The following is a 15753-nucleotide window of genomic DNA, read 5'->3' as shown; positions in this document are numbered from 1 at the left end:
TTAGTTCCATAAGAGTATCTCCTTTTCTGTGATTATTGTGGTTCTTCATAAATTACATGATATCACAGGAGAGATACTCTTATCTTTTATTTTTTGGTTTTTTCCCAAAGTAATTTTACACTAACTTATTTCATCATATATAATACAGCTGATGATTCTTTTTAATTTTTAAATAAATATTTTTGACTTAATATTTACTGTCTTACAACTTCGCCCTTTTCAACTTTAAAAAATCTAATGCCGTGTATATTGTCATGAAGAAAAATATTTTTATTTGTACAAGTAACAAAAACCTGAATATCTTTAATAGAATTTAGTAAAAATTCCTGTCTGTTGTTATCCAGTTCAGACATAACATCATCTAAAAGCAGCACAGGAAGCTCACCGGTTTCTTCCTGCATTATATCAACTTCAGATAATTTAACAGATAAAACACAAGTTCTTTGCTGACCTTGGGAACCATATAACTTAACATCCATTTTATTTAGCATTAAATCGAAGTCATCTCTTTGAGGCCCATACAAAGTAGTTGCTTTTAATATTTCCTTTTGCCTTTCTTTTTGTAATGTCTTAAAGAATATTTCAGCAATCTCCTTTTCATATTCAAGTTCACAAATATTAACAGAAGGTCTATAAACCAGTTCAAGAGATTCTTTACCAGCTGTAAGCTTGCTATGATTTTTTCTTAATTTTAAATTAATATTTCTGATGAATTTTTGTCTGGCAATAATTATTCTTGAGCCAACATCTGCCAGGTTTCTGCTCCAAATATCAAGTGTATCAATTAGTTTACTATTTTTTGGTATTTCTCTTAATAAATAATTTCTATTTGCAAGTATTTTTCCATATTGCTGCAGATCATAAAAATAACCTGGACTTATTTGACTTATTGTAATATCTAAAAATCTTCTTCTGGCAGAAGGGCCGTCCTTAATAATATCTAAATCTTCAGGTGAAAATATAACTGCATTTAAATTCCCTATTAAGCTACCTATTTTTTTTTCAGGTATTTCATTTATTCTTATTTTTTTTCGCTCATTTAAATCATAGCATATTTCTATTTTTACATCTCTGTCTTTTCTCCGGACTATCAGTTCCACAACATATCCATTTTTTCCCACCATCACCATTTCCGCATCTTTTGAAGTACGGTGTGATCTTCCTGAAGCACATAAAAAAATGGACTCAAGGATGTTAGTTTTTCCCTGAGCATTTTCTCCGTAAAGTACATTAATATTTTTTGAAAAATCCAAGTCTAAGGATTCATAATTTCTAAAGTTCTTTAGTCGTATAGTTTTAATGAACAAAAGCAGTTTACCCCAATCCTATTTTTGATTATTTTTATGTAAATTTTTAAAGTTCATACAATTTCAAAAATTCTGCCATTGACTTCTACTATATCACTTTTTCTTAATTTCCTGCCTCTTCTGGTTTCTTGCTCTCCGTTCACTTTAACTTTACCTTCCTGAATCATCGCTTTGGCATCTGATCCAGTTGGATTAATACCAACCCATTTTAAAAACTGGTCTAGTTTTATAAACTCGGTATTAATTATTACTTTTTCGATTTCCATGTCCTCACCTTCTTACAGGTAGAATCATATATATAAATGAATCTCCTACAACAGGCCTTAACGTACAGGGACCTATTGATGTAGTAAAATAAATATCAATATTTTCACAATCAATTACCCTTAATGCATCAATAAAATATCTCGGGTTAAAGCTTATGTCAATTTCCTTGCCTTCAGTCATAATATTAATTTCCTCTTTTACCGCACCTATCTCTGTATTTGAAGATATTATCATGATATCATCTTTTATCTCAAAGCTTATAGGGTACCTCTTTTCATCTGAAGGTATAACTAAAGCAGCTCTTTCGATGGCTCCCAACAGATCTTTTGTATTTATGCGTACTTTTGTTTTATTTTCCTCAGGGATAATACTATTATAATTTAAATATTCACCTTCCAGAAGCCTGGATACCATCTTGCAATTACCCATGTCAAAAAGAACTGTTCCTTTTGAACTGTAAATTGAAATATCTTCATCCTCTGACTGAATTATCTTAACTATTTCATTAAGTGTTTTACCTGGCACTACTACCTTTAATTCAGCCTCTTTGTTATCAATATTTTCTCTTCTTAGTGCCATTCTGAAACCGTCAATTGATACAAAAGTAAGCTGTCCGTTTTTACATTCGATTAAGGTTCCTGTTAAAATTGGCCTGTTTTCATCCAGACTTACGGCAAAAATAGTCTGCCTGACCATTTCCTTTAACAAGTTTTGGTTAATTTTAAATTCATTTTCTCTGCTAACAAAAGGTAAATCAGGATAACCTTCTGAACTAAGTCCTTTAATCAAAAAATGAGAATTTTCACATTCTATTAATACTTCATTATTTTCTTTGACTTCAATTAATACTTCAGAATCAGGAAGTCTTCTTACGATATCACCTATAATTCTAGAATTTAATACTATCGATCCCTTATCTATTATATCTGCATCTACAAAACACTCTATTCCTATCTGCAGGTCATTTCCAACAAGTTTTAAATTATTGCCCGCCTCAAATAAAATACCCTCTAATATTGGCATTGTTGATTTAGTTGAAACAGCTTTTTGTACTACATTAATACCGTTTAGCAAATATTCTTTTGAGCATACTATTTTCATTTTGTACCTCCAGCTTTTTCCAATGAAACTTGGTTAGTTATGAATTTCATATATTTTTCTTTAGTAATAATAATAGTAATCATTGTCAGTAATGTGTATAAGTTATATTAAAGTTGATATTTCTAGTGTTTCACTTGTTATAAATATTGTTAATAACAAGAGATTTTTATCTACAATTTTATTTAGTTAATTGCTTAAAAAGATTATCCACATAAAAAATTCAACATATACACATAAATTGTGGAATATTAATTTCCTGTAAGATTTCTTTTTAATTCTTCCAGAGATCTTCTTACTTCAGGATTAGACTCAATTTCACTAGAAATTTTTTCTATTGCATGTAAAACAGTGGTATGATCCCTTCCTCCAAAAGATTCTCCTATTTTAGGCAATGACAAATCGGTAAGCTCTCTGCATAAATACATTGCGATTTGCCTGGGAAAAGATATCTCCCTGTTCCTTTTCTTTGATTTGAAATCTTCGGGTTTTAAGTCGTAATATCTTGAAACAGCTTCAATTATTGTTGTTGTATTAATAGTTTTAGTTTTATTAGCCAGTAATATTTCCTTAAGTGCCTCACTTGCAAATTCAATTGTAATTTTACTATTTGTTAGAGATGAATATGCAATTATCCTGTTTAATGCTCCTTCTAATTCACGAATATTTGAAGCGATGTTCTCAGCGATAAATTCAAGCACATCATCAGGCACTATGAAATTTTCCAATTGTGCTTTTTTTCTTAAAATAGCTATTCTGGTTTCAAGGTCTGGTGGTTGTATATCAGCAATAAGTCCCCATTCGAATCTTGAACGAAGCCTTTCTTCAAGAGTGGTAATTTCCTTGGGAGGCTTATCACTGGAAATAATAATTTGTTTATTTGCTTCGTAAAGAGCATTAAAAGTATGGAAGAATTCCTCCTGGGTACGCTCTTTTCCTCCAATGAACTGAATATCATCAATTAGCAGAATATCAATACTTCTATATTTAGACCTGAATTCTTCATTTCTGTCATCTTTAATAGCATTAATAAGTTCATTTGTAAATTTTTCAGAAGATACATAAAGTACTTTCTGTCCGCTATTCTGGCTTATAATGTAGTGCCCTATAGCATGCATAAGGTGAGTTTTTCCTAACCCTACCCCACCGTATAAGAAGAGAGGATTATATGCTTTAGCAGGAGCTTCGGCTACTGCTACAGAAGCAGCATGAGCCAGACGGTTTCCATTTCCTATAACAAATGTATCAAAGGTATATTTTGGATTTAAAAGCATTATCCCATTATCCTCATAGTTTGAGGAAGTCTGGCTTTGGCTCTTTTTTTCAGATTCTTTTGAATAGACCACAAAATTCAATTTATATTTTTTAGACGTAACTTGAGTGAGGGCATTTTGTATAAGGAATGAATATCTCGTTTCAAGTATGCCCTTATTGAAGTCAGCTGGAGTACCTAGTTCAATAGTATCATTCTCAATACTAAGTGGTTCTATGGTCTTAATCCATGTATTATAGCTGATTTCAGTAAGCTCGTCCTTTAATAATTCAAGTGTTCGCTGCCAAATGCTATGTAGTTGAGGATTCATATTATATAACCGCCAATCTGCCAATAAAAGGCATATATTTTATATTTTTATTATTAACCATAAGAAAGTTATAAAGCAAAGTAAACGTTAACATACAAAAATATAAACAAAACTACCTATTAGATTATTGACATAAAATAATACATCTAATTCATAACTATTTCCCTGTGGATAAAAATTATAATTATTATTTGAATCAAACTAAAGCAAATTATATAGCTTTGTATAGTTTTATACAATTTATAGGCATTAATAATATATCAGACTTTTAACCAATATTCAATAATAAAAAGCCAACTTATCCACAAAAAAACATATTATTTCTAGAGTTATCCACAAAAATATGTTGAATTTTAATAATTCATTATTATTTTAAATATCTGATAAAATAACAATAATTATTTTTAAAGGCATAAAATACATTGCTATGTTTCTTGACACGATCAATTATTATAATATATAATTTGCTTATCATATGCGTTTTTTTAGTTACTAATAACTAATAAATTGTTTGCTATGTACCAATAATATAACAAAAAAATGAAATAAATTATTTTTTTTGGAAAGAATTAATTAATGAATGACATCTAGTGGGCTTAATGGCAAGAATGGGGGTGTTAGCAGTGAAAAGAACATATCAGCCAAAGAAAAGACAAAGAAAGAAAGTACATGGTTTTATGAAAAGAATGCGTACTTCAAGCGGTAGAAAGGTATTGGCTAGACGCAGACTTAAAGGTAGAAAAGTACTTTCAGCATAAGACCGCATGAATGTGGTCTTTTTCTTTAATGTAAATAATTATATTTACATTAATAAAGGATTAGAGAGGATTGCATGAATAAGACTGTTCCTTTAAAAAAAAATTACGAGTTTCAGAGAGTTTATAAAAAGGGTAGGTTTTATGTAGGAAAATATATGATTTTATACATCCTCCCCAATAACTCGGAAAAGAACAGGCTTGGAATATCTATAAGCAGAAAATATGGTAAGAGTGTTAAAAGAAATAGATTAAAGCGCCTGATAAAAGAGAGCTACAGACAGTATGAAGAATTTATAGAAAGTGGATATGATATTGTAGTTACTGCCAGGCACAATCTGGATATACCGGATTTTTCAGCAGTGAAAAAAGAAATGAAACATTTGGTGAAAAAGCTAAAAATATTTGATCAGGAGAAATGGGATTGTTTGATAAACTGTTAATTCTAATTATTAGATTTTATCAGAAGTGGGTATCTCCCATTAAATTAAATCCAACTTGCAGATTTTATCCAACTTGTTCCCAATACGCGATTGATGCGATATTGAAATATGGAAGTGTTAAGGGTAGTTTGTTGGCAATAAAAAGAATTTTAAAGTGTCATCCATTTCATCCTGGGGGATATGATCCGGTTAAATAGGAGGGAGATGTAATAAATGAATATACTGGATCCGATAGCGGAAATATTGGGTCAGTTCTTGTATTTTATATACAATACAATGGCTTTTGGTAATTATGGAGTAGCAATACTGATATTTACACTGATAACAAAACTGGCATTGTTACCGTTAAATATAAAGCAGTACCGCTCAACAGCAAAAATGCAGGAAATACAACCGCTTATAAATGAAATACAGAGAAAATATAAAAATGATAAAGAGAAATTAAATCAAGAACTAATGAAAGTGTATCAGGATAATAATATTAATCCGGCTTCCGGATGTTTTCCTATGCTTGTTCAGTTACCAATTATTTTATCTCTTTATTGGGTCATAATTCAACCTTTGAAATTTATGCTTAAGAAAACAGCTGCACAGATTGTGGCTTTGAAGGATATAGCTAATGTTGGTGTAATGGCTTCTGCATCAGAAATCAATGTTTTAAGGTTTTTTAGCAATAACCAACACTTGTTTAATAGTGAAGGAAATATAGTTTTTCAAGCTATTAAATCATTAAAGCAAGCCGGAAATTTTGTCATAACTCAGACGGGAGAGCTTGCTGACCAGGCTGGAAATATTGTACTCAAGATAGGAGATGTTCTATTAAATAAGAGTGAATTAATTAATTTTAGATTTCTTGGCCTTGACCTAAGCGAAAAGCCAACCTATGATTTTAAGCTCTTGTTTAGCCCTGAGACAGCAAGAATATATCTTCCTTTATTGATATTACCGATTCTTGGTGTTATTACAACATATATTTCTACAAAAATGTCAACACCACCAGCTCCTGAAACTAAAGGAAAGAACAAACAATCTTCTTCCGCATCAACTCCAAATAGCATGTTATATGTAGGTCCTATTATGACATTATTTTTTTCATTCCAGCTTCCTGCAGGTGTAATTTTGTATTGGATAGCGGGTTATGTGTTTCAGATATTCCAGCAATTGTATATAAATAAATATGTTTTAGGTAAGAAGGAGGTTAAATAAGGATAATGGCTTATATTTTGGAAAAAAGCGGTAAGACAGTAAATGAAGCTATATCTCTTGCTCTTGAAGAACTTAATGTGGGAAGGGAAGATGTTGAGGTAGAAATTATTGAAGAGGGAAACAAAGGAATATTCGGAATAGGTAGCAGAGCAGCGAAGGTTAGAGTTATACTGAAAGAAAAGTATATCGACAAAGCCAAAGAATTTTTAACGGACGTTTTTGAGAAGATGGGTATATTAGCAGAGGTTGAAGCTTCAGAGCAAGAAGATGCAATTACTATTAATATAAGAGCGGAAGATAGTGGAATAATTATAGGAAGAAGAGGAGAAACCTTAGATGCCCTGCAGTATTTAACCAGCCTTGTAGTGAATAAGAATAGCGAAGTGTATAAGAGAGTGACTTTGGATATTGAAAACTATAGAGAAAAAAGGGAAGAAACATTGTTAAAACTTGCTGATAGATTGGCCCAAAAAGTAATAAAAAATAGAAGGAGCATTACTCTTGAACCTATGAATCCTTATGAAAGAAGAATAATACATTCAGCACTCCAGGGTTATAAAGGTGTAAAAACTTACAGCATAGGAGATGAACCTAACAGGAAAGTAGTAATAGCATTAAAATAATTGGGAAAATTGTGATAAAGTGAATGTGAGGGTGACTCAATGATTAAATGTCTTGAGTCCCTTTTGATTTAAAGAGCTATTTAAGGAAGTATTTTAAAAAGAATCATTTTAAGAAGAAGGAGACATTTATTGAGATAGGAGAAAGCCATGAGCATTTTGCAAACAGATGATACAATTGCTGCTATTTCCACTCCTGCCGGAACAGGAGGTATTGGTATTATAAGAATAAGTGGTGATAAAGCTTTTGAAATAGCAGAAAAAATTTTTATAGGTAAAAAGGATTTTAGCAATATTAAATCCCATACTATAAAGTATGGAAAAATAATTGACCCCAGTGCAGGTGAAATCATAGATGAAGTGCTTATTTCAAAGATGCGAAAACCTCATACGTTTACAAGGGAAGATATGGTAGAGATAAACTGTCACGGAGGTATGACGGTTTTAAGAAATGTCCTTGAACTAGTAATTAGAGAGGGAGCAAGACTTGCTGAACCGGGAGAATTCACAAAAAGGGCTTTTCTCAACGGCAGAATTGATCTATCCCAGGCAGAGGCAGTAATAGACATAATTAATTCAAAAACAAAAGAGAGCAGCAAAGCGGCTATTGAACAATTGGAGGGAAAGCTTTCTCGTAGGCTGAAAGAAATAAGAAAAAAACTAATCAGCCTGATTGCCAATATAGAAGTTAATATAGAATACCCGGAGTACGACATAGAAGAAATTACATTAGAGGAGACCTGCAGTACCATTCATGAAACCTATTATGAACTGGAGAATTTGATAAAAAGCTTTGAAAAAGGAAGAATTATTAAAGAGGGCATAAAAGCAGTAATAGTTGGGAAACCAAATGTAGGAAAATCATCGCTGTTAAATGAACTTACCGGGAAAGACAGAGCCATAGTAACAGATATACCCGGTACTACCAGAGATGTTATTGAAGATTATATAAATATTAAGGGTATACCTATGAGAATACTGGATACTGCAGGTATACGTGAAACAGAAGATCCTGTGGAAAAAATAGGTGTTCAAAAGACAGAAAAGGAAATTTTAGCAGCAGATCTTGTAATATTGATGATTGATGTAAGGACAGGTATTAGCAACGAAGATCTGGAAATGGTACAAAAAGCAAAAGATAAAAAGATTATAGTCTTAATTAATAAAATAGATTTGGTAGAAGAAAAAGAATGTAATAAAACAGAAAATGATATCAAGAACAAACTTGAAGGGATAGAAACAGTGAAGGTTTCTCTCCTGAAAGGTACAGGAGTAGAGGAGCTGACAGACAAAATATATAAATTGTTTGTAGGGGGAGAGATAAATTACAGTAATGAAATTATCATTACTAACATAAGACATAAGAACCTTATGGAAAAAGCAAAGATATGTATGAAAGAAGCCTTGGATGGTTGCCGATCCGGATTACCGCTGGATATAATATCAATTGATATCAGCAGAGGAGCGGACTATCTTGGGCAAATAACAGGAGAGACTGTAAGTGAGGATGTGTTACATGAGATTTTTAGCAGGTTTTGTTTGGGTAAATAGCAGGAAAGGGTTGTTGATATAATGGCAGAATTTCATGCTGGAAATTATGATATAGTTGTTGTAGGTGCAGGCCATGCGGGATGTGAAGCCGCACTGGCCGGTGCCAGGTTAGGTTGCAGGACAGTAATATTTTCTACTAATCTGGATAATATAGCAAATATGCCTTGCAATCCAAATATAGGGGGAACAGGGAAAGGTCATCTCGTAAGAGAAATAGATGCTCTTGGAGGCGAGATGGGTAAAATTGCGGATAAGACTTTTATTCAATCAAAAATTCTTAATTCTTCAAAGGGACCTGCTGTTTATTCTTTGCGGGCTCAGGTTGATAGAAGAAAATATCAGATAGAAATGAAGCATACTCTTGAGAAACAGGAGAATCTTGATATAAAACAGGCAGAAATAGTTGATATTATCATAGAAGAACAGGATGGCATAAAAACTGCGGTCGGTGTTAAAACGAACACAGGTGCAATTTATACCTGTAGAACAATAATATTATGTACCGGTACATACCTCAAAGGTAAGATAATCATTGGTGATACAAGTTATAGCGGTGGACCGGACGGACAATTACCTGCGAATAAACTTTCAGATTGTTTAAAGAAGCTAGGTGTAGAGATTTTTAGGTTTAAAACCGGGACACCTGCCAGGGTTAACCGGAGAAGTATTGATTTTTCAAAAACCATAGAGCAACCAGGAGATCCGGTAATTGTACCTTTTTCATTTGAGACAGAGCAAATAGAAAAAGAACAGATTTCATGCTGGTTGACTTATACCAATAAAGATACTCACAGAATTATAACGGAGAACTTGCATAGGGCTCCTTTGTACAGTGGAATGATAGAAGGAATAGGACCCCGCTATTGTCCCTCTATTGAAGACAAAGTAGTCAGGTTCGCAGACAAGGAAAGGCATCAGGTATTTATTGAACCTATGGGATTAGATACAGAAGAAATGTATCTTCAGGGTTTATCTACAAGCCTCCCGGAAGATGTTCAATTGGAGATGTTAAGGACAATACCTGGTTTGGAAAATGTTTCGATAATGAGGAATGCTTATGCAATTGAATATGATTGCATAAACCCAACCCAGCTTAGTTTATCTCTGGAACTAAAAAGCATTAAGGGCCTTTTTAGTGCAGGACAGATTAACGGAAGTTCCGGATATGAAGAAGCTGCAGCCCAGGGATTAATAGCCGGAATTAATGCAGCCAGAAAAGTGCGTGGAGAGGAACCTATAATACTGGACAGATCCGAGGCATATATAGGAGTATTGATAGATGATCTTGTTACTAAAGGTCCAAATGAACCTTACAGGATAATGACTTCGAGATCTGAGTACCGTCTTTTGTTAAGACAGGACAATGCAGATATCAGACTTACACCTATAGGCTATAAGATTGGATTAATAAGCGAAGAAAGGTATAAAAAGTTTTTAGAAAAGAAAAATCAGATTGAAAAAGAAATAGAAAGAATAAATAAAATAGTGGTTGCTCCTACTGAAAAGGTAAATAATCTATTGAAAAAAAGAAATAGTACTCCAATAAAAAGTGGAATCAGAATGAGCGAGCTTTTAAGAAGGCCGGAAATAAGTTACGAGGATCTGGCTGAAATTGATGAAAACAGGCCTGATTTAGATTTTGCAGTGAAAGAACAGGTTGAAATATCTATAAAGTATGAAGGTTATATAAAGAGGCAATTGATGCAAGTGGAGCAATTTAAAAAGCTTGAAATGAAACAATTGCCTGCTGATATTGATTATAATGAAATTAAGGGTATAAGTACAGAAGCAAGGCAGAAATTAAATAAAGTTAAGCCTTCTTCAATTGGACAGGCTTCAAGGATACCTGGGGTCTCCCCGGCAGACATCTCGGTACTGTTAATATATCTGGAGCAATTAAAACGGGAGCGCTAAATTGTATGGAAGCAGGAGAACCGTCCCTATGCTTCCTTGAAAGGAGAGGTTCCTTACCTTATGTTTGATGAAAATTTAAAAAATATTCTTGCTGAAGGGGCAAAAACTTTCAACCTTCAGCTGGATGAAGTTCAGCTAATACAATTTTTAGAGTATAAGAATTTATTACAGTCCTGGAATAAAAAAATAAATCTGACAGCAATAGAGGATGATAAAGAAATAATTATAAAACACTTTATTGATTCTCTTAGCATATATCCTTTTATTAAAGGTAAAGGCAGTAATTTAATCGACATAGGTACCGGAGCAGGATTTCCTGGTATTCCTGTTAAATTGGTTTGCCCAGAAATAAATGTCTTTCTTCTTGATTCTCTGGAAAAAAGAATCAGGTTTTTAGATGAAGTGATAAAATCTTTAAATCTTGTGGGTATTTCAACTGCTCATGGCAGAGCAGAGGACTACGGAAACAATCCGGATTTTAGGGAAAAATTTGATATAGCTGTTGCAAGAGCTGTCGCCAGTTTGCCAGTGCTTCTTGAATATAGTATTCCTTTTGTTAGACCTGGAGGAATTTTTATAGCAATGAAAGGAAGTAATCTGGAGGAATTGTCGGATTCAAGAAAGGCATTAGAGTTACTGGGAGCTGAGGTCGAAGAAGTAAACGAACTATTTTTGCCATTTAATGACAGTAAAAGAAGCATTATAATTATAAGAAAATTACGACATACTCCTACAAAATATCCTAGAAAAGCAGGCAAACCATCAAAAGAACCTTTATTATAAGAATTATCATGCTATATTATGGTATATTTGGGCGAGCGATTTATGGTTACAAAAAAAGGAATGAAATAAAAACTGTAGAATATATTTTTTATAATTAACAACTCATAGTTAACCAGAGCAAAAAAATGGCCCAAATAAACGAATAATAATAAAGGATGGTGTGAAAATGCTTGAAAATAAAATACAGGATATTAAAATGACAAAAAAAGACGGATTAAAGAATATTACCTACATTAGTATCAACAGCATAAGGCCGAATCCCTACCAGCCTAGGAAACAATTTAACAAGGCAGCTCTGGATGAATTATGTGAATCAATTAAACAATATGGTGTAATGCAACCCATTAATGTCAGAAAAATATCCAATAATACCTATGAACTTGTTGCGGGCGAAAGAAGGCTGCGAGCAGCTACCATGGCAGGTTTGACAGAGATACCTGCTATAGTAATCAATGTAGATGATAATGATTCTGCAGTTATTGCACTTATTGAAAATCTTCAGAGAGAAGATCTTACTTATTTGGAGGAAGCAGAGGGCTACAATAATTTAATAACAGAGCATGGTTTTACTCAGGAACAATTGGCTCAAAAAATAGGAAAAAGCCAATCTACAATTGCTAATAAAATAAGATTGCTTAGATTATCACCCCTGGTAAAAAAGATTCTCATGGATAACAATCTTACAGAAAGGCATGCAAGAGCTCTCTTGAAGCTTCATGATGAACAACTTCAACTTAAAGTATTAAAAATTGTTTGTGAAAGAGGCTATAATGTTAAAAAGACAGAAGAGTTGGTAGAAAAGGCTATTGAAAAATATACACGAAGAGAAACAGTTGTTAATTCAAGTAAAAAAATCACAAGAGCAATTAAAGATATAAGAATATTTGTGAATACAATTAAACAAGCTATTGATGTAATGAGAAAATCCGGTATAAATGCAAAAGCAGCCCAGATAGATAGGGGAGAATATATTGAATTTGTTGTAAGAGTCCCCAAAAAATAAATTATATTTGGCATCGCTAGACAGTTTTTAATTATTTTATTAGAATATAGCTAATGGATATACTTTCTAAATACCGCATTGAAAGAGGTAAACTGACAGATGGAAGAAATTAAAGCCACTAGTAATCAGACGATAATACCTGTTGATATCGAGACAGAAATGAAAAAATCCTTTATAGATTATGCAATGAGTGTAATAGCAGACAGAGCTTTGCCAGATGTAAGAGACGGATTAAAGCCGGTACATAGGCGAATCCTCTATGCAATGTACCAGTTAGGATTTACTCCTGATAAACCATATAGAAAATGTGCCTCTACAGTTGGAGAAGTACTTGGAAAATTTCATCCTCATGGAGAAGCTGCGGTATATGACAGCCTGGTACGCATGGCACAGGATTTTTCTTTAAGACATGTACTGATTGACGGCCATGGAAATTTTGGTTCAAGAGACGGCGATCCACCGGCTGCTATGAGGTATACAGAAGCAAGGCTTTCTAAAATTGCCATGGAAATGTTGGCGGACATAAATAAAGATACTGTAGACTTTAAACCTAATTTTGACGAACATGAGATGGAACCTGTGGTTCTTCCTTCAACATTTCCTAATCTTCTGGTGAACGGATCATCAGGAATAGCTGTTGGGATGGCCACCAATATTCCTTGCCATAATTTAGGCGAAGTAATAGATGGAATAATTCTTGTTATTGATAAACCGGATGTTTCCTTTGAAGAGCTTAATAGAGTTATTAAAGGTCCCGATTTTCCAACAGGAGGAATAATAGTTGGAAAAGAAGGGATAAGAAGTGCTTATAAAACCGGTAGGGGCAGGATTATTGTAAGGGCAAGAGCAGAAATAGAGCAAGTAAGCAGCTCAAAGCAAAGAATAGTTGTAAAGGATCTTCCTTACCAGGTTAACAAAGCAAAATTAATAGAAAAAATAGCTGAACTAATAAAAGACAAAAAAATTGAAGGAATATCAGATCTAAGAGAAGAATCTGATAGAATTGATCCTGTCAGGATAGTAATTGAACTTAAGAAAGATGCAAATGCTCAGATAGTGCTTAATCAATTATATAAACATACGCAGATGCAAGATACTTTCAGTGTGAATATGCTTGCCCTTATTCAGACAGAGGATGGTAAGTTCGAACCCAGGATACTTACTTTAAGGCAGGTTATTGACCACTACATAAGGCACCAGTTAGATGTTATAACCCGGAGAACAAAATTCGATCTTGATAAAGCTGAAGCAAGGGCACATATTTTAGAAGGTCTTAAAATTGCCATTGATCATCTTGATGAAGTGATTAAAATAATCCGTGGATCTAAAAATGAAGCAAATGCCAAGGTCGCTTTAATGAAAAGATTTGAATTTAGTGATAAACAGGCCCAGGCAATTGTTGATATGAGGCTTGGAAGGTTGACAGCCTTAGAAAGAGAAAAACTTGAAGAAGAGTATAATGATATTTTGGAAAAAATCAAGTACTACAAAGATATTCTTGCAAATGAACATCTTAAACTTAAAATTATTAAAGATCAATTATTAGTTATTAAACAAAAATATGCAGATGAAAGAAGAACCGAAATAACTACTGGTGAAACTGAAATAGACATAGAAGATTTGATACAGGAGGAAAAGGAAGTCATTACTCTCACTCATTTCGGATATATTAAAAGAATGCCGGCAGATATGTATAAGAGTCAGAGAAGAGGAGGCAAGGGTATAGCAGGATTAAGTACCAGGGAAGAAGATTTTGTAGAAAATCTATTTACTACATTAACACATGATTATATACTGTTCTTTACTAATAAAGGTAAAGTATACAGGTTAAAGGCTTATCAAATTCCTGAAGCAGGCCGCCATGCAAAAGGTACTGCTATAGTAAATATTCTTGAACTCGACAGTGACGAAAAGGTAACTACAGTTATACCTATTGCTGAATATAAAGAAGATTTGTACCTTATTATGGCTACAAAATACGGACTGGTTAAAAAGACCAGATTAATGGAGTACGACAATATCCGTAAAGGTGGTTTGGCAGCGGTAACTCTCAGGGAAGGCGATGAATTGATAGACGTCAGGTTGACTGATGGAAACAGTGATATTATTCTGGTTACAAGGAATGGCTTGTCTATTAGATTTGCCGAAAAAGATGTCCGTCCAATGGGCAGAATCTCTCAAGGTGTAACAGGAATTAAGCTTGATGAGGGAGATTGCGTAATTGGAATGGCAACTTCCATGGAAAATTCAAGTCTTCTAGTTGTAACTGAAAATGGCTTTGGCAAAAGGACAAGACTCGAAGAATATAAAGTGCAAAATCGTGCCGGAAAAGGTGTGCTCACATACAGAGTTACCGAGAAAACCGGCTATCTTGTAGGAATAAAACTTGTAAAAGATACTGACGATATAATGCTGATTAGTACTGACGGAACAATAATAAGGATGAACGTAAGTGAAATCAGTGTATTAGGAAGAGCAACCCAGGGAGTTACACTAATGAAACCCACAGAAAATAATAAGGTGGTTTGCGTAACCAGGATAGTAAATGAAGATGAAAACGAGGATTACGATAACGAAGGTTATGACAGTAATGAGGATTATTACAATGATGAAGAAGATGAATATGATAATGGAAAAAACGATGAAAATGAAGATGAAGATTATGATATTTAAGTAATAATGTATATTAAAGATTATTATATAAAGATAGTTATATATAACTTTTATTAAGCCCGGAATGTGATAAAAATTAAAATGGCACCAGAGAATTTTAATGAATACTATAGTATTTTTATGAATACTATAGTATTTTAATTATAAATTAATAAAAAGTTGATTATTAAAAGTTTAAACAGTTGATAATTCATGCTTCGAATGGTATATTATAAAAGCTGCGTCGCTGATACATCATCAACAACAACAAGAAAAAAGTAAAAAATGTAGTTGACAAAAAAGAAGCAGCGTGGTAGTATAATAAAGCTGCTGTTGGAGCGGCGAATGGACTTTGAAAATTGAACAGTGTATTGAAAAAAGGAACTCGTCAATTGAGTTGTCATAGAAATGACAGCCCATAGGTGAAGAACTTATGGTAAAGAATAAGGTAATTAGAGCCAATCAGGCTAACTAATAAAGTTTAATTAGAGAGTTTGATCCTGGCTCAGGACGAACGCTGGCGGCGTGCCTAACACATGCAAGTCGAGCGGGGTTGTCTCTGGCACTGAGT

Annotated in this window: 14 protein-coding genes and 1 rRNA gene; 11 read left to right on the top strand and 4 right to left on the bottom strand. The window is 33.3% G+C overall.

Translation table 11 applies throughout. The features are described 5' to 3' along the window. Window positions 1–194 precede the first annotated feature (194 nt). The 4 genes from recF to dnaA all read right to left on the bottom strand — a co-directional run bounded on the left by recF (window position 195) and on the right by dnaA (window position 4255). Complete coding sequence (gene recF / locus GXX20_06655; protein HHW31339.1) at window positions 195–1307, bottom strand: DNA replication/repair protein RecF; 1113 nt, start codon at window positions 1305–1307, stop codon at window positions 195–197. A gap of 53 nt (window positions 1308–1360) precedes the next feature. Then, window positions 1361–1567, bottom strand: a complete 207-nt coding sequence (gene yaaA, locus GXX20_06650; GenBank protein ID HHW31338.1) for a S4 domain-containing protein YaaA — start codon at window positions 1565–1567, stop codon at window positions 1361–1363. A gap of 10 nt (window positions 1568–1577) precedes the next feature. After that, window positions 1578–2675, bottom strand: coding sequence for a DNA polymerase III subunit beta (locus GXX20_06645; protein ID HHW31337.1), 1098 nt, complete (start codon window positions 2673–2675; stop codon window positions 1578–1580). Between the two features lie 248 nt (window positions 2676–2923). Further along, a complete protein-coding gene (gene dnaA, locus GXX20_06640; GenBank protein ID HHW31336.1) occupies window positions 2924–4255 on the bottom strand; it encodes a chromosomal replication initiator protein DnaA in 1332 nt (443 codons plus the stop codon). A 608-nt stretch (window positions 4256–4863) separates the two neighbouring features. On the opposite strand from dnaA, the gene rpmH reads away from it, so the two are divergent. The 11 genes from rpmH to GXX20_06585 all read left to right on the top strand — a co-directional run. After that, on the top strand, window positions 4864–5013 hold the full coding sequence (gene rpmH, locus GXX20_06635) for a 50S ribosomal protein L34 (protein ID HHW31335.1): 150 nt from the start codon (window positions 4864–4866) through the stop codon (window positions 5011–5013). A gap of 74 nt (window positions 5014–5087) precedes the next feature. Beyond that, the gene (rnpA, locus tag GXX20_06630) at window positions 5088–5453 is read left to right on the top strand and encodes a ribonuclease P protein component (protein HHW31334.1); all 366 of its coding nucleotides are present in this window, start codon (window positions 5088–5090) and stop codon (window positions 5451–5453) included. Next, the gene (yidD, locus tag GXX20_06625) at window positions 5435–5650 is read left to right on the top strand and encodes a membrane protein insertion efficiency factor YidD (protein ID HHW31333.1); all 216 of its coding nucleotides are present in this window, start codon (window positions 5435–5437) and stop codon (window positions 5648–5650) included. The genes rnpA and yidD overlap by 19 nt, the downstream gene beginning before the upstream one ends. A 16-nt stretch (window positions 5651–5666) precedes the next feature. After that, window positions 5667–6659 carry a YidC/Oxa1 family membrane protein insertase gene (locus GXX20_06620; GenBank protein HHW31332.1) on the top strand — a complete coding sequence of 331 codons (993 nt, stop codon included), beginning with the start codon at window positions 5667–5669 and terminating at the stop codon, window positions 6657–6659. Between the two features lie 5 nt (window positions 6660–6664). After that, window positions 6665–7282: a protein jag gene (locus GXX20_06615; protein ID HHW31331.1), complete on the top strand. Its 618-nt coding sequence runs from the start codon at window positions 6665–6667 to the stop codon at window positions 7280–7282. 156 nt (window positions 7283–7438) lie between these two features. Next, on the top strand, window positions 7439–8830 hold the full coding sequence (gene mnmE / locus GXX20_06610) for a tRNA uridine-5-carboxymethylaminomethyl(34) synthesis GTPase MnmE (GenBank protein ID HHW31330.1): 1392 nt from the start codon (window positions 7439–7441) through the stop codon (window positions 8828–8830). 21 nt (window positions 8831–8851) lie between these two features. Continuing rightward, window positions 8852–10744 (top strand): tRNA uridine-5-carboxymethylaminomethyl(34) synthesis enzyme MnmG, encoded by a 1893-nt coding sequence (mnmG, locus tag GXX20_06605; protein HHW31329.1) that lies wholly within the window; start codon window positions 8852–8854, stop codon window positions 10742–10744. 60 nt (window positions 10745–10804) lie between these two features. Further along, window positions 10805–11527, top strand: a complete 723-nt coding sequence (gene rsmG / locus GXX20_06600) for a 16S rRNA (guanine(527)-N(7))-methyltransferase RsmG (GenBank protein HHW31328.1) — start codon at window positions 10805–10807, stop codon at window positions 11525–11527. A gap of 166 nt (window positions 11528–11693) precedes the next feature. Beyond that, window positions 11694–12530, top strand: coding sequence for a nucleoid occlusion protein (gene noc / locus GXX20_06595; GenBank protein HHW31327.1), 837 nt, complete (start codon window positions 11694–11696; stop codon window positions 12528–12530). 99 nt (window positions 12531–12629) lie between these two features. Further along, window positions 12630–15203, top strand: a complete 2574-nt coding sequence (gene gyrA, locus GXX20_06590; GenBank protein ID HHW31326.1) for a DNA gyrase subunit A — start codon at window positions 12630–12632, stop codon at window positions 15201–15203. A gap of 459 nt (window positions 15204–15662) precedes the next feature. Beyond that, window positions 15663–15753, top strand: a 16S ribosomal RNA gene (locus GXX20_06585); the annotation flags it as partial.

It is taken from the genome of Clostridiaceae bacterium, assembly GCA_012840395.1.
Classification (GTDB): domain Bacteria; phylum Bacillota; class Clostridia; order Acetivibrionales; family DULL01; genus DULL01.
This window is presented reverse-complemented; position numbering and strand designations above follow the sequence as displayed.

Coding starts and splice junctions, on each gene's coding strand:
- noc (HHW31327.1), top strand. CDS start 11,694: ATGCTTGAAAATAAAATACAGGATATTAAAATGACAAAAAAAGACGGA.
- rpmH (HHW31335.1), top strand. CDS start 4,864: ATGGGGGTGTTAGCAGTGAAAAGAACATATCAGCCAAAGAAAAGACAA.
- rnpA (HHW31334.1), top strand. CDS start 5,088: ATGAATAAGACTGTTCCTTTAAAAAAAAATTACGAGTTTCAGAGAGTT.
- mnmG (HHW31329.1), top strand. CDS start 8,852: ATGGCAGAATTTCATGCTGGAAATTATGATATAGTTGTTGTAGGTGCA.
- rsmG (HHW31328.1), top strand. CDS start 10,805: ATGTTTGATGAAAATTTAAAAAATATTCTTGCTGAAGGGGCAAAAACT.
- GXX20_06645 (HHW31337.1), bottom strand. CDS start 2,675: ATGAAAATAGTATGCTCAAAAGAATATTTGCTAAACGGTATTAATGTA.
- gyrA (HHW31326.1), top strand. CDS start 12,630: ATGGAAGAAATTAAAGCCACTAGTAATCAGACGATAATACCTGTTGAT.
- GXX20_06615 (HHW31331.1), top strand. CDS start 6,665: ATGGCTTATATTTTGGAAAAAAGCGGTAAGACAGTAAATGAAGCTATA.
- GXX20_06620 (HHW31332.1), top strand. CDS start 5,667: ATGAATATACTGGATCCGATAGCGGAAATATTGGGTCAGTTCTTGTAT.
- dnaA (HHW31336.1), bottom strand. CDS start 4,255: ATGAATCCTCAACTACATAGCATTTGGCAGCGAACACTTGAATTATTA.